Genomic DNA, 14,387 nt, shown 5'->3' with positions numbered 1-14,387 from the left:
ATATTTGGAATAAATTATTCCGAGCTATGGCAAATCCAATCATACCCGGCATACCGCAGACTGAACAAGACTTATTGTATAGTAAGCTGAATGCATACAATCAAGGGAGAGCCTCTTATAAGGAAGTGGGCGCCTATCTTGTCGTACTGCCCCGACCGGAGCATCTCCAATATACTTTATGGATTTACTCTCCACTGCCCGGAAGACAGTCCATCTTCTACATTTGCGACCTTTCCACCGACATTCACGAAACGCTACGGATGGCAAGCACACTATGCTTCTACTCGCCGCGCAGTCTGCTGCTTGTGGAGTATAATGCCAAAAGAATGCAGAGCAAAGGGGACGACATCATCTCCGTAGGCAAATACCACGGGCACTTCCTACACGAAATCCTCCGTATAAACCCTGCCTATCTTACGTGGATAGCTTTCAAATTCCAACCACGCATTCCCAAGCAGGAACGTTTTGTACAGATTGCCAGGATTTACCATTCGGTCCATCTCGACATACAACGGAGAAAAACGTACCAGACCACCGGCGGACATTTTCTGGGGAAGGAAGGCGAAAAAGTGGAGAACCTGACACTGACCGTACTCAGCGTGCAACTGGAGGACAACCCCTACAAGACACAGCTCAAAGGGACCACTCCTTATTTCTATGTGCGCCAGGTGCTGAAGCTGAAAGACTCCATCGGCAACTTCGTCAGCATCCGGCTGAATGCACGCACGGCAAGCCGGAAATCATGCCGGCTGCCCGCCGTGGAACATGCCTACCAGGTGGGAGAAGTAATAGAGATAGCATCGGCTCGCATCGCGCGTACCTATATAATAGGAAGTACGAAATACACCCGGTTGACACATGTGAAGCTGCACGTCCCTACCGGGTAAAGGATTTTCTATCAGATACGAACCACACGCTGCATACGGCTGCTTTCCCAGGCTGCCTCTATCAAGCGGATGACTCCGACCACCTCGCGGGCATCGCTCTGCAAAGGTTCGCCGTGGCGGATATGCCGATAGATATTCTCGTAAAAAGCTGCATAATCACCGGGAAGGCTTGGATAAGGTTCATGCACGGTTCTACCGTCCTTTTCCTTATGAAGCAGTCCCCAAGAGGATTTGTCCTCCTCGCCCCAGTGTGGAGTGCCGGGCAATACGCCCTCGGTCAAGGCGGCTTCCTGCGGGTCGAAACCATATTTCACGTAAGAACCTTCCCTGCCGTGGAGGACGAAACGGGGTTCGCTCGCACACATCAGATAGCTGGATTTCAGCGTTATCTTTACTTCGGGTGCCTTTGAGGGGCGTAGCAAATGGATGATGAAGTAGTCGTCTACCTTGCTGTCCTTGCGCAACGTGGCAATATCTGCAAAGACGGCTTCGGGCATACCGAATAGCTGCACAGCCTGATCTATGACGTGGGCGCCCAGGTTATAGGTCAAGCCACCGCCATCTTGTCCGGTTTCCTTCCAAGTATTCGGCTTGATAAAATTACGATAACGGGGGAAGGTGGATTCAAACTCCACCAGATGTCCCAGCAGGCCTTTGGACAGTATTTCCTTGACTGTCAGAAAATCGCCGTCCCACCGGCGATTCTGGTAAACGCTCAAGGTCAGTCCCCGGCTTGCGGCAAGTGCCACAAGCTCCTCAGCTTCTGCCACGGTGGTAGTGAAAGGCTTCTCCACAACCACATGTTTGCCAGCTTCGAGGGCGCGGCGGGCATACTCATAATGAGTGCTGTCCGGTGTGTTGATGACAACCAAATCCAACCCCTCCAGTCCGATAAGTTCCTCAAAACTCCGCACAATACAAGCGTCGGGATACTTCTCCCGGGAGAGTTCCTTACTGCGCTCCGTAACGGCAGTCAATTCAAAATGAGGGTTGGTGGAGATGAAGGGAGCATGGAAAACACGTCCCGACATTCCGTAAGCGGCTAATCCGGTTCTTATCTTGTCCATATCGTTCTTTTTAAGTTCACCCTCATTCCGTCACCAACGGGCGTTTGCGCCAGTCGTCCTTCACATAGCTGTCGGGGTAGACCGTCTTATCAATGATTTCGCCACCTTTCAGACGAATCCAAGTGGTGAAAGTACGGGCACCTTCCTTCATCACAATGACACGTGCACCGTTGGACAAATGGTTGTACTCAGTATTGCCACCTGTGAAGCGGCCGTAGGCCAGAAGGATTCCTTTCCACATCACGGCATAGTCGTTGTCATGGTCGTGCCCGACAAACATACCCATCACATCACCGGCCTCTTTCATGGCAGTGAACATGCCCGTATTCAGTTCCGGAGCGCAAGCCTTTTCCATGCGGGTACCTATCAGTATGGCGTTCTCGTCAGAAGCGGCTTCGTTATATTCCGGCAGAGGGATATGGAAGAATGCCAGTGCAGGCAAAGGTTGCCCACCATTCTTTGCTTTATAAGCGGCACTCTGCTGGCGGTACCAGTTCACCTGGTCGAAAGTGAGCCAGTCGTACCCTTTTACGTCGGGTAGTTTGGAGTAGGAATGGGAATCCAGACAGTAAAGCAGGGCTGCATCCTTCTTGCCGTCCGAGGATTTCAGTGTGAGGACATAGTCGGGAGATTCTACTCCGCCACGGTCGGGTTGGATATTGAAAGGCATGGAACGGATAACATCATAAAGTTCGGCACGTGTTTTTCCCTGCTCGTTATCGTGGTTACCAAAGGTTACGACAAAAGGAATCTTACGGTCCGTAGCATAGGAAAGCACCTTGCGCATGGCCGTATCGGCAGGTGCGGCATAGACCACATCGCCGGTAAAGACTACTAAATCGGGGCGCTCGGCATCAAGCACCTCGCCAATACGCTTCAAAGCAATGTCTGAAGCCGGATTACCATACTTGAAGTGGATGTCTGTAAACTGGACGATTTTAAACTCTCCGTTCTTGTTGAACTGCAAAGGCGATACTTGTGCCGGGCAGAACAAGGAGGATAAAAGTGCCAGACAAAAGGTCAAGGAGATTTTCTTCATATAAGTGGATGATTAAATTGAGTTGATATTATTTCATGTCATTCCTTCACTATCAATACAGTGGCATAGGCGGATATACCTTCCTCCCTGCCCGTAAAGCCGAGTTTCTCCGTGGTGGTGGCCTTGATGGAGATGTCATCCTCGTCTATTCCCATCACCGCGGCAAGCGTACGTTGCATTTCGGGAATATGGGACTTCAACTTAGGCCGCTCAGCGCAGATGGTAGCATCAATATTACCCACCGAATAGCCTTTGGTAGCTATCAGTTCTATTGTTTTCTTTAACAAAATCTTGCTGTCTATATTCTTGAACTCACCGACAGTATCGGGAAAATGATAGCCGATGTCGCGCATATTCGCCGCTCCCAGCAATGCGTCACAGATGGCATGGATGAGCACGTCTGCATCCGAATGTCCCAACAATCCCTTTTCATGTTCCAGGCGGATGCCGCCCAGCCAAAGTTCGCGCCCTGCCACCAGTTGGTGGACATCAAAGCCGAAACCTACACGTATCTTCATATCGTTACTTCTTTAAGTTGACACGAAAGTACGGAAAAAAAGCGAGGTAACAAGAAAAAACAAGACGAAGATAATTACCGGATATTGAAGTCGAGCACTTTCTCTTCCCCAAGATAGCCCTGCAAGTGCTGTCCGATGCTGACGGGACCTACTCCCGCGGGTGTACCTGTGAACAGCAAGTCACCGATTTTCAAGGTCATGAAGCGGCTGACGTAGGCAATGATATCATCTACCCGGAACAACATGTCCGCTGTATGGCCGCGTTGCACCTCCTTATCATCAATCGTCAAGCGGAAGTCCAGATTCTGCACGTCTCCACCCACCTGCTCCAACGGGATGAAGGTACCGATGGCTGCCGAATTGTCGAAACCTTTGCAGAGTTCCCAGGGATTGCCTGCCTCGCGGAACTTGCGTTGCAAGTCGCGTGCCGTGAAGTCGATGCCTACCGTCACCGCATCGTAATAGCGATGGGCAAAGCGCGGAGCAATATTCTTGCCCAAACGGCAGATGCGTACCACCACTTCCGTCTCATAATGCACCTCGTTGGAAAAATCGGGGATAAAGAAAGGCTTGCCATCTTTCAGAATGGCCGAATCGGGTTTCAAGAAAATAACCGGTTCCTTATTCTCGTGTGTATGCCCCAGCTCTTTGTTGTGCAGAGCATAGTTCATTCCTACAGCAATAATCTTCATTACTTGATTTCGTTAAAGTTCAGTCTGTTAAACATCACGGCCAGATGGGCATACAGGGAAGTGTTCTGCACCACAATGTTCTCGGGAACACGGATACGGAACGGGGTGAAGTTCCATACGGCTTTGATGCCGCCCTCTACCATGGAATCCGTTATCTGCTGGGCTATTTCGATAGGGACCGTCAGCACGCCTATATTGACATCGTACTCCTGCATCTTCTGCTTGAACTCGTCCGAGTGATAGATGGGGATGCCGCTCAGTGTCGTACCCACCAGTTCGGGTTTCACATCGAAGGCAGCCACTATCTCCAGGCCGAAATGGCTCAGACCCGAATCGCGCAGCAAGGCACCTCCCAAGCTTCCTACACCGAACAGAAAGGCTTTGTGTATATTGGTAAATCCCAGGAAATCCTCCAGTACAGCTATCAGCGTGTCCACTTCATAGCCCACACGCGTACGCCCCGAGATATTGACATACGAAAGGTCTTTGGCAATTTGTGAAGCATCAATATTGATTTCCTTGGAAATCTGGGTGGATGACACGAATCGTTCCCCCTTTTGTTTCAGCAACTTTACATTGGAAAGGTACCACGGAAGCCGGCGCAAGGTAGGTTCCGGCACCTTCATGGTTTCTTTTTTCTGTAACGGACTGCTCATAGTTTCTTATTTAAGTTCTCAATATTGCGATTGGCAAAAGTAGTGCTTTTTTTCTAATCAGTAACACGGATGCAACAAAAGCTTAACATAATTTCTACAAAAGAACCGGACTAAAGTACAGACTAATAGATTCCGAGGCCTCACCAATCTGCTTAAAAGATTGCATAATTCCACACAATATCGTACTTTTGGGAAATCTAAAAGAAAGAAACAATGAAGAATAATGATTGGAAAGAACGGTTGAACGTAGTCTATTCTACCAACCCCGACTACAACTATGAGATGGACAATGACGAAGAGCAGGCTACCCTCCCCCCTGCACAACAACACCTGCGCGTGCAGTTGGACCGCAAGAACCGGGGCGGCAAAGTCGTCACCCTTGTCACCGGCTTCGTGGGCACCGACAATGACCTGAAAGAACTGGGCAAACTGCTGAAAAGCAAATGCGGAGTAGGCGGAAGCGCCAAAGACGGGGAAATCATCGTGCAAGGCGACTTCAGGCAGAGAGTGGTCGAACTGCTGAAAGCAGAAGGATATACGCAGACCAAATAGCGGCAACAACATTCCAAACTGAATAAGTCCAATTCTATGAAACGGTTAAAAACAGTTATCATCACCATTACAACCATTCTTCTGGTATGTATGTCGATTCCTTTTATCGCATTTATTGTTTTACACTATTTCATCCTCACCCCGGAGAAACTGACTTCACTGTTGATGCGGGAGGTTAATGAACGTACCCATATTCAGTTTGAATGCCAAAAGATAGAACTGGACTATCTGGACTCATGGCCTTCCATCAGTTTGAGTATCCGTGAAGGAAAGGTGCGCATTCCCGTGAAGACGCCCACCGATTCCGTCACGGACGTTATCAGCGTGGAATTCGGAAAAGTCTTCGGAAACATCCAGCTCCTTAAATTGCTGAAAGAACAAACGTTGTGCATCGAAAACATCTTCATCGACGAGCCGGACATGATTATGGAACTCGGTCAACAGCTATCGCCCATCCTGAAAACCACAAAGAAGGAGAAAAAGGAAAAGCAAATCTCGTTCGACATCAGACAAATAAATATATCGGACGCACATCTGCACCTCAGGCACCGGAAGAAAGGACTTGAAACCGAGGCCGACCGACTGTCGGCGGTCATCAAAGGAGACCTGGCTACCGCACAACCGTCTTTCGACATCGAAGCCACCTGCGCTTCACTGTGCAGCAGGGGAAAGGCCAACTTCCTGGAACAAGAGATTGCATTCTCCCTCCAAGGGCATTGCGACGCTACCGAGCACTTCAACGACATAACCTTGAGCGACACCCGCTTCTTCATCAACCACTTCCCGTTTGAAGCAGAAGGTTCCCTGCACAACCTCGGCAAAGGAGAGAATCCATTCCTGGATATGCGCTTCAGCCTTTTAGCCTCCAGCCTGCAAGAGCTTCTGGAGTTCATGCCGGAGAAATATCTGCCGGAGAAGAAATCATATTCCGTCACAGGAAGCACCGCTCTGAAGGGAGAAATCAAGGGAAACCTGAAAGATGCCCTGCCCGACATCAAAGTGGAAGGATTCATCAGCCAAGGAAGTTTCCGTAAAAACGGCATCGAGCAGGGCATAGACACCATCAGCCTCAACCTGGAGATGAGTTACCAAGAGACCCGGCCCGACTCTTGCTTCATCGTGCTCCACAACGTCAAGGTGAAGGGGCTGGGCAGTTCCATCCAAATGGAAAACCGGATAACCAATCTGCAAAGCACCCCCTTCATCACGGGAGACCTGAAAGGGCATATCGACTTCGACCGCATCGGGCGCGAATTCATCTCTCCCCGGTTAGCAGCCCTGCGGGGACAAATGACTTCGGACCTCTCCTTCGCTTTCAACCTGAAAGACCTCCGGGAAGGGAACTTGAACCGGATATGGGCAGACGGCAGGCTGCAGGCGAAACACATCGAAGCCCGAAGCCCCGAATACCATTTAGACGCGTTCATCTCGGGCATGAGCATGGACATCGGCTACAAGAAAAACAAAAGCGACTTCATCGCCCAGTCGGAAGTGCTGAGCGGGACAGCCGACATTGACTCACTGAAAATAGCATACGCCCAGTCCGTTTACCTCAACTTGTCGCGGTTGCACCTGCGCTCCAACACAGCCTTGTCCAAAGACACCTCTGCCTTAGTCCCCGTTACGGCCCACCTGAACTGCGCAGTTCTGCAGGCAAAGCTGGACAAAGACAACTGGGCTTCTGCCGAAGGACTGGAACTGCATGCCGGCACAAAGCCCTCGCCCACCGGCAAAAAACGGTACGAAGGAGCCTTAATGCTGAAAGCCGATAAGCTGAAATACCTCGACTCACACCGGCAGAACGCCATCGTGCTGGAAGGCGGCGAGTTCATCACCGAGCTGCGTCCCAAAGCAAGGACCGCCGGAAGCGCCTCTAAATGGGACCTCAAAGGCATGTTGAGTTTCAACGGGTCGCAAGTGTACAGCGCCTACTTCCCGCTGATGGTAAACCTGAAGCAAGCCCGGCTCGGCTTCCAGAACCACCAACTGGTACTGAACCGGCTACAGATGCAAGCCGGGAAGTCGGACTGCATCATATCCGGTATGCTGCACACCAACCCCGCCCCCAAGGGAGAAGAGCCGAAACTGGAAGGGACGCTCCAAATATTGTCGAACACCATCAACTACGATGAACTGAAACAAGCCTTCCTGTACGGAGAGGCCCTGGCGAGAGAACCGAAGACAACCACCGTCTCGTCCCTCACGCTGGACAACCTGGAACAGAAATTAACGCCCAAGGCACACGCCAAAGTGCCGGAACGCCTCGTATACCTCCCGAAAGATATACAGCTCGACGTGCAACTGGACATCGAGAACATGAACTACCACGAGATAGAGCTGCAACAAGTACGCGGTAACATGCTTATCAAGGACCGGCAGGCCTATTCGCAACTGTCCACACGCACCAACCTCGGCAAAGCGACCTCAGCCTGCTATACGACAGCCGGAAGCAGGAAAAGGTGACAGCCAGCTTCGACCTCGACCTGAAAGATGTGCTGGTGGGCCAGATGCACATAGTGGTTCCTGCCGTGGCAACCCTGATGCCCCTCACCAAGGACATGGATGGCTGATAGATTGCCGTCTGACCGCCGAAGGGACATTAGACAACCAAATGATGCCCATATTGTCCACAACCAAAGCCGCCTGCTCGCTCGGCGGCCAGAAACTGGTCTTGATGGACAACGCCACTTTCGATGAAATAGCCCGCAAGTTCAGATTCAAGAACAAGAAGCGCAACCTGATAGACAACCTGTCCGCCAACCTCATTCTGCAGGATGGGCAAATAGAAGTAATCCCTTTCCTCATGCAATGGGACAGATACCAGGCTGTCATCGGCGGCACACACAGCACGGACTTCACTTACAACTACCACTTGACGATGCTTAAATCGCCCTTCCCCATCGACTTCGGCGTCAACCTGTCCGGAAAAGCCGGAGAACTCAAATACAAAATAGGCAAATGCAAGTACAAAGAACTGTATAAAGACGGGGGGACAAAACACCTGCAACAGACGGAAAAGCGCATGGAAAGCATCAGACAAGGGATAATCAGCCACATAAAGCTTCAATAAGCGACACTGCAACAGAAGTGCAGCACTCCTGCAATGACACTGCACAAATACTGCATCCCTTTTGCAGTGCCGCTGCAAAGGCATTGCAGTGCTACTGCAAAGGTGTTGCAGTGCCGCTGCAAAAGGGTTGCAGTGACACTGCAAAAGGGATGCAGGGCTTTGCAGCAACTTCTCAAAAGAACGGGGATGCGCCCAAGTCCCGGCACACCCCCACAGATATATTTCAAACAAACAGTGACGCCTCCTTAGAAGCAGAAACCCACACCGATAGAATGGCGTGTCTTGCTGATGCGGTCCTCATACTTCTTGCCCAACGGGAACCTATACTGGAAGGTATAGCGGACGGCAAAACGCCAAACCTTCGCCACCACACCGATTTCGGGAGAAATAGCACTATAAACCTTCAACTCGGGCTCGTCCATCTGCTTTTCCCCATTGTTTCCATCAAGTTCTTCATCATCCTCAACATAGCTGCCCGGCACATAGATTTCACCTTCGGATGTTTCGTAACGGAGCACACCGGTATATCCAAGGCCGATAAATATCCAACCATAAGGATGCTTGGGGACCGGATTGAACGTCCATCCCAATGGAACAATGGAAGCCTCGGCCTTCTCGCACTTGTCATAGTCATTACGCATGGTGTAGAATATATCCGGGTGCAGGCTTAAAGTGAAATAATGCCCCACTTTACGGTTCTTGTAAGAACCGTAACTGATTCCCAAAGGCGAATTACCCCCACCATATTCAAACGTAAACACATGCGAGCGCTGCTTGCGGTTCTGCAACAAGATACGGATGCGCTTGGCCTGCTCGCTGGCAAGCAACGCATTGGTACAGTTGGCGTCTATCACCTTCTGATATAATTCCAAAGCTTTCTGGTATTCACCGTCTTCCTTGTAGACTTCGGCCATGTCGAAGTACTTCTTACAATCCGTCCCGTACATCTGTTCACACTCCATACGCTTGTTGGAGGCATTGATGTCCGAAGGGTTCAAGACAAGAATCTTGCTGTACAAATCGAATGCGGAACGATAGTCGAGTACGGCAGCGGCATCCTCGGCCTGCTTCTGGAACAGCGAGATGGAATCTATGTTCGCTATCAGTTCGTCCAGATTGGCATCTGCCGGACAATCGGAACACTCCTTAGCAATGCTGTATTGCTCTTTTGCCTCGCTATACATACCCTTCTGGAAAAAGTCCGTTCCACGTTTGCGGTACTCGTAGTAACATCCATATACGAACTCCACATCAGGGTCCAACAGCTGGTATTGCTTCAGCTCCTTCGGCTCCAATTCTGCCGTAATGGTCAGCGGAGCATAGTCCTTGGTACGGATTGTGAGTTTACGTCCCCGGTATTTCTTGCCGGTATTGAAGCGCAAGTAATAGTATATCTCCTCTCCCTTCACTTCCTTGTTGTAAACATCCACCACCTTGTCATGCGATGACTCAAAGGAGAGTTCAATATTGCCCGGGCACGAAATCACAATACCCGCTTCCGTATCTTTACCGGAAAACACATTCATGCCTGCACCGACATCCTTTATTTCCAGACTGCGCTGGGCAAAAGCCGCCGCCGTTGCCATTAATAGCAAAGCGGTCAGAAAAAACATTCTCTTTCTCATATTCTCTTTATTTAATCGTTTACCAATGAACGGACAATGTCAAAATCGCCCAAATTAAACACTTCATCCCGCGCCAGCACCTTGTTATTCAACTTCTCCGGTTGCCAGGTACGTACCTGAATCAGCGGATGAAGCTCGTCCTGGAAGTCAATCATCAGAAAGACAAAACCCACATCACGATAACGGCTTGAATTCCATTCCTGCTTCAGTGTGACCCCGTAGATGTCGGTCAACTTAGGATGCTGAATCACCTCTACCTCATCGAACACAACATTAAGGTAACTGTTTGAAGCAAACACCTTTTTGAGGCTGGCAATGTATTCGCCCTTCGTCTTCTTCTGATAGACAATCTTTTCCGGACTGAGGGAACGCATCGCAAAGTCAGACTTCGGCTTCTCGCGAACCACCTTACCGGTAATAATCAAAGCATTGTCACTAAAGACTGATTCGATGTATTTCAAATCTTTCCGGTTGTAGGACGTACGGTAGTTTTCCACAAAATCCACGATGACCTGCCTGCGGAACAAATCTTCCACAGACTCATGCTCGGCCATAATCTCCTTATACTTATTGGCTTCAATGGCAATGGAGATGTTGTCAATCTCCCCATTCCGCGTCAGGCTGAATACCAGTTCCTGGCTCCTTATGCTGTCTTCGGCCGCCATCATGGACACCGGAATGTTACGCACTTGATATCCGTCGGGAGTTTCAAGGCAGATTTCTTCAATCTTCGACACGGGGCAAGACATCGGACTCATCTTCCACATTGCATTCAATGCCTTACGGGCATCATCGGTCAATGCCTTCGTTTTCGGTTTGTCACCATTCATCACGGCTTCATTACACGCTATCAGGAAATGAGAAATATTCTTCTCAATGGTTCCTTTCAGCAACGCGTTGTTCACGCCATCCGTTATCACGACTTGCGTTTCTTCCAGCTGTGCATAGGCCAGCAATGGAAACAACAGGGAAAACAACAAAAGTTTCGTTCTCATCATTTCAATAAACTGTTTATATAATGTTGTGGTATATTCGAATAGAAGTCGGCCTTTAATACCGGATGGCTTGAGAACAACCGCTCCTTCGTGGTATGCACCCGCAAGAGATGAATATAGTTCAATGTCTTATGATTGAACACAACCATCGTTTCCAATTCTCCATTCTTGTTATAACCCGTGTGACATGCAGTCAAGAAATCATCTTTGAAACAAGCCAGGAAGTTGGGCAGAGGAATCGAGATTTCCGGCGTGAAATGCCCATACTTGCGATGAGTTATCTGTAGAGTCTTACCATCCCCGTTTCTATAAGTCAAGAAAAGGTTGTTCATGGAGTATTCCGGATACTGTTTCCGGAACAACGGCACAAAGCTGCCGCCCTCTTCCACATAATACCGGTCGGATGACATGGGCTTAATCAAAAAGGTCTCCCCCTTGCGGATATAGACATCGCCCGTTTCCGGCTGCAGATTCTCACGGGCCACTTGTTCATCCATCAAGTCCACCGGACTGAGCACAGCCACCTGCAGCAGGTTATACAGTTCCTCGTCGGATTCTTTCTTGTCGGTTCCGTCAATCAATTCGCGATACAAAGGGAACTGCATACACAAATGATAATCATTAAATATCCAGACGGCCTCTGCCTGCCTGTCCATGCGGCGCAATGCAAAATTCACCGGCATACACATTAGTTGCAACACCTCTGCCACAGAACGGAAACGCCCCTTGGTGAAATCCTTTCCATTTACCAGTAAAGACACATGATATTCTTCCAGCTTGCGTTTCACTCCTACTTGGTCTTTCTGCAACAGCAATTCCAGGAAGTAACGTTCCAGGAAATTACAAATGCCTTTATCCAGCATCTGCTTGGTTTCATTGCTGAACAAGGAAACTCCAATGTGGCAAACCACCTTCTTGTCATTCAACTCAAAGACCAGAGATTTCCCTTTCACAACTTGGGGGACTTCCATAATGGTATCCTTTTCCGGAAAAACAGATATGGGCAGTTGTCCCGCCAATTGTTTCAACTTGCGGTTGGCAAACTCCACCTGCTCTTCCGGACAAGCACCGCACAAGCGCAAAGAGAAGAGGAAACAAAACGTAAACAATATGATTAATATTCTATGCATCTTCTGTTTTATTGCTTAGAATGAAGCACTGCGTTTATTTTTGACTTGACAGTATTGAAGCCTTCTATTATACGGTCGTCGGCCTCCATGGATTTATAAAGCCACTCTTTGGAAAGTTTGAAATCGGGTTCCACGCCTTGCCCTCGCAGATACATTTGAGACAGTTCATACATGGCGCGGGCATTGCCTTTGGCTATCGCTTTGTTCAAGCATTCCAAAGCCTTGGCATAGTCCTTCGCCACCATAATGCCATCCCGGTAGAAAACTCCCACATCGGCCATTGCGTCCGGATATTGCATGGCAAAGGCCTGTTGATAATAGTTCCATGCCTTAGCCGAATCCGGTTCCACCCCCAAGCCTCATGATACAGCCAGCCCAAACGGTAAGAAGCGTATGGGCAACGCCTGAACACCGCCTTCTGGTAGCAAACCAATGCATTCTTATAATCGGGCTCTGTGTCAGCAGTTCCCTCCAGATAGGTGTCTCCGCACAAAACCATTGCATCCGTATAACCGGCATCGTAGGCACGATGATAAAGTTCACGTGCTTTCTCCACATCCTTGTCCACTCCCAGGCCCTCTCTATAGAGTTGAGCCATGTTCAACATCCCAAAAAGATTGTTTTTCATGGATGCTTCCATCAGATAGGCAACCGCCATCTTCATATTCCGGCGGGTACCTATTCCGGCAGCATACATACAACCCAAATCGTTCAAGGCAGAAGTATTTCCCGCAGATTCCTGAATTTTCAAGTTCAACAACTCACGAAACTCCTTTCGCGAAGCTTTCAGTTCATCCGAAACCGGGGTATAGCTAAAACCTGTATATTCGGTAGGAGCCGAGAAAAATTCACAAACCTTCTTCTCATCAGCCAATACCTTCTCATGGAAAGTTTTTTCCACCACTTTATTTCGCAAGGTTCCGCACAACATGCTACCCATGCGCTTTAAACGGAACTCATAGATATGCAATATCAACGGTTCACGCAAAACTCGCAACGAATCGGGAATACTGTCAACGGGCAGGTTATCGTCTCCGGGCAAAACTTTTGCTACCGTATCGGTTACCGCAGCCTCACTTTTCCCGGTCAGATTCTTCCAATTCACATCGAACATTTCACTTACTACCGTTCCAAACTCACTCAATAGTCCACGTTTCTTCTCCTTTTTCTCTTTTTTCTTCTCTATCTTAAATGTAAAGACCAATGTGTCCCCATCCATCAAGCCACGCGCCTCCCAGTCGTGCATGGCTGCCAACAAAGGATTATTTTTTGCATAAGAGTGGGCATTGAAACGCATCCACATTTCATTGCCCTGCCGTTTCATCACATCCATAATCCACATTTCGCGCCCGTTATCGCCCATCTCAGCCGATGCCCAACGCCCCAACATACCTTCATCCACGGGAGAAACAGATAAAGCAGGAGACACCAACGGCACAAACGGTACAGTATCAACCGCCACTTGCAGCACCGAATCATTTTTTTCCTCTTTCAGCCGTACCGCAACGGCCACACTGTCTGCCAGTATAGGGACGGGCTTTACTTCTTGCTGCACCTCTACCGTAGCATGTTCCTTTTCCAATTCAGCAACTTTCCGAGTCAGTTCCCCCATCTTATCCTTCAAGGCAGAAGCATTTGCCGTTTCCGGCTTCAAGTCCAAATAGGTAGAATAGCAGATACATGCCTTCTTCAATGCATCCGCATCTTCCACCATAGTAGCATAAAGATTTCCTAATTGCAGATAAGGATCCGGTAATCCCGGAGAGAGCTTCAGTATCTCCTTATAAGTGGCAATAGCCGCTTGCTGGTCATTTCCTTTTTGGGCCGTATGCGCTTTATAAAATAATTTCAACAATCTTTCCCGCGTCGGTTGCTGCCCATACCCCATACCTACAGGGATGAATAGAAAAGAAAACAAAATTACAAAGTGTTTAATATATGCGTACATTTGCCTTTTTTTTATAGGATTACATAGGCAAATATATAAAATATGAAAATAGAAGCAAATAAAAAGTAGAAGTTTCTTAGACGAAAAACAAAGAAAGTCAATTCAACAATAAGTCTTATCTAAAGTAAATAACACAAAAAAAGCCACACAAGATAATATTAAAATCATCCTATGTGGCTATATTTTGGATTATCCTGACGGATAACAG

General features: G+C 48.8%; 14 protein-coding genes. 4 read left to right on the top strand and 10 right to left on the bottom strand.

Annotated elements, in window-relative coordinates; all coding sequences use genetic code 11:
• Positions 1-26 precede the first annotated feature (26 nt).
• Complete coding sequence (locus JCM16496_RS14850) at positions 27-887, top strand: exodeoxyribonuclease X C-terminal domain-containing protein (protein ID WP_025835269.1); 861 nt, start codon at positions 27-29, stop codon at positions 885-887.
• A gap of 11 nt (positions 888-898) precedes the next feature.
• On the opposite strand, the gene JCM16496_RS14845 is transcribed toward JCM16496_RS14850, so the two are convergent.
• From JCM16496_RS14845 to JCM16496_RS14825, 5 genes are all read right to left on the bottom strand, one after another.
• Positions 899-1,954 (bottom strand): Gfo/Idh/MocA family oxidoreductase, encoded by a 1,056-nt coding sequence (locus JCM16496_RS14845; protein WP_025835267.1) that lies wholly within the window; start codon positions 1,952-1,954, stop codon positions 899-901.
• A gap of 22 nt (positions 1,955-1,976) precedes the next feature.
• Complete coding sequence (locus JCM16496_RS14840; protein ID WP_025835266.1) at positions 1,977-2,993, bottom strand: metallophosphoesterase family protein; 1,017 nt, start codon at positions 2,991-2,993, stop codon at positions 1,977-1,979.
• A gap of 38 nt (positions 2,994-3,031) precedes the next feature.
• Positions 3,032-3,511 carry a 2-C-methyl-D-erythritol 2,4-cyclodiphosphate synthase gene (ispF, locus tag JCM16496_RS14835; protein WP_025835264.1) on the bottom strand — a complete coding sequence of 160 codons (480 nt, stop codon included), beginning with the start codon at positions 3,509-3,511 and terminating at the stop codon, positions 3,032-3,034.
• Between the two features lie 74 nt (positions 3,512-3,585).
• A complete protein-coding gene (locus tag JCM16496_RS14830) occupies positions 3,586-4,203 on the bottom strand; it encodes a fumarylacetoacetate hydrolase family protein (protein WP_025835262.1) in 618 nt (205 codons plus the stop codon).
• Positions 4,203-4,859 (bottom strand): redox-sensing transcriptional repressor Rex, encoded by a 657-nt coding sequence (locus JCM16496_RS14825; protein ID WP_005829607.1) that lies wholly within the window; start codon positions 4,857-4,859, stop codon positions 4,203-4,205. Before JCM16496_RS14825 ends, JCM16496_RS14830 begins: the two co-directional genes overlap by 1 nt.
• Positions 4,860-5,072: 213 nt before the next feature.
• Here JCM16496_RS14825 and JCM16496_RS14820 point away from each other — a divergent pair, with 213 nt between their 5' ends.
• The 3 genes from JCM16496_RS14820 (at position 5,073) to JCM16496_RS14805 (ending at position 8,481) form a co-directional block, all read left to right on the top strand.
• Positions 5,073-5,411, top strand: coding sequence for a translation initiation factor (locus JCM16496_RS14820; protein ID WP_025835259.1), 339 nt, complete (start codon positions 5,073-5,075; stop codon positions 5,409-5,411).
• 36 nt (positions 5,412-5,447) lie between these two features.
• On the top strand, positions 5,448-7,874 hold the full coding sequence (locus JCM16496_RS14815) for an AsmA family protein (RefSeq protein WP_025835257.1): 2,427 nt from the start codon (positions 5,448-5,450) through the stop codon (positions 7,872-7,874).
• 148 nt (positions 7,875-8,022) lie between these two features.
• Positions 8,023-8,481, top strand: a complete 459-nt coding sequence (locus tag JCM16496_RS14805) for a hypothetical protein (protein WP_025835255.1) — start codon at positions 8,023-8,025, stop codon at positions 8,479-8,481.
• A 245-nt stretch (positions 8,482-8,726) separates the two neighbouring features.
• Here the strand turns inward: JCM16496_RS14805 and JCM16496_RS14795 are convergent, their stop codons facing one another.
• From JCM16496_RS14795 to JCM16496_RS14775, 5 genes are read right to left on the bottom strand one after another with little or no spacing between them, the layout of a single operon-like run.
• Positions 8,727-10,106: a tetratricopeptide repeat protein gene (locus JCM16496_RS14795; RefSeq protein ID WP_128809635.1), complete on the bottom strand. Its 1,380-nt coding sequence runs from the start codon at positions 10,104-10,106 to the stop codon at positions 8,727-8,729.
• Positions 10,107-10,117: 11 nt separating this feature from the next.
• Positions 10,118-11,104 carry a hypothetical protein gene (locus JCM16496_RS14790; RefSeq protein WP_025835250.1) on the bottom strand — a complete coding sequence of 329 codons (987 nt, stop codon included), beginning with the start codon at positions 11,102-11,104 and terminating at the stop codon, positions 10,118-10,120.
• Positions 11,101-12,231 carry a hypothetical protein gene (locus JCM16496_RS14785; RefSeq protein WP_128809634.1) on the bottom strand — a complete coding sequence of 377 codons (1,131 nt, stop codon included), beginning with the start codon at positions 12,229-12,231 and terminating at the stop codon, positions 11,101-11,103. The genes JCM16496_RS14790 and JCM16496_RS14785 overlap by 4 nt, the downstream gene beginning before the upstream one ends.
• An 8-nt stretch (positions 12,232-12,239) precedes the next feature.
• Positions 12,240-12,476 (bottom strand): tetratricopeptide repeat protein, encoded by a 237-nt coding sequence (locus tag JCM16496_RS14780; protein WP_025835246.1) that lies wholly within the window; start codon positions 12,474-12,476, stop codon positions 12,240-12,242.
• Positions 12,437-14,083 (bottom strand): tetratricopeptide repeat protein, encoded by a 1,647-nt coding sequence (locus JCM16496_RS14775; protein WP_159102462.1) that lies wholly within the window; start codon positions 14,081-14,083, stop codon positions 12,437-12,439. Before JCM16496_RS14775 ends, JCM16496_RS14780 begins: the two co-directional genes overlap by 40 nt.
• Positions 14,084-14,387 lie beyond the last annotated feature (304 nt).

Source organism: Bacteroides rodentium JCM 16496, assembly GCF_000614125.1.
Lineage (GTDB): Bacteria > Bacteroidota > Bacteroidia > Bacteroidales > Bacteroidaceae > Bacteroides > Bacteroides rodentium.
This window is presented reverse-complemented; position numbering and strand designations above follow the sequence as displayed.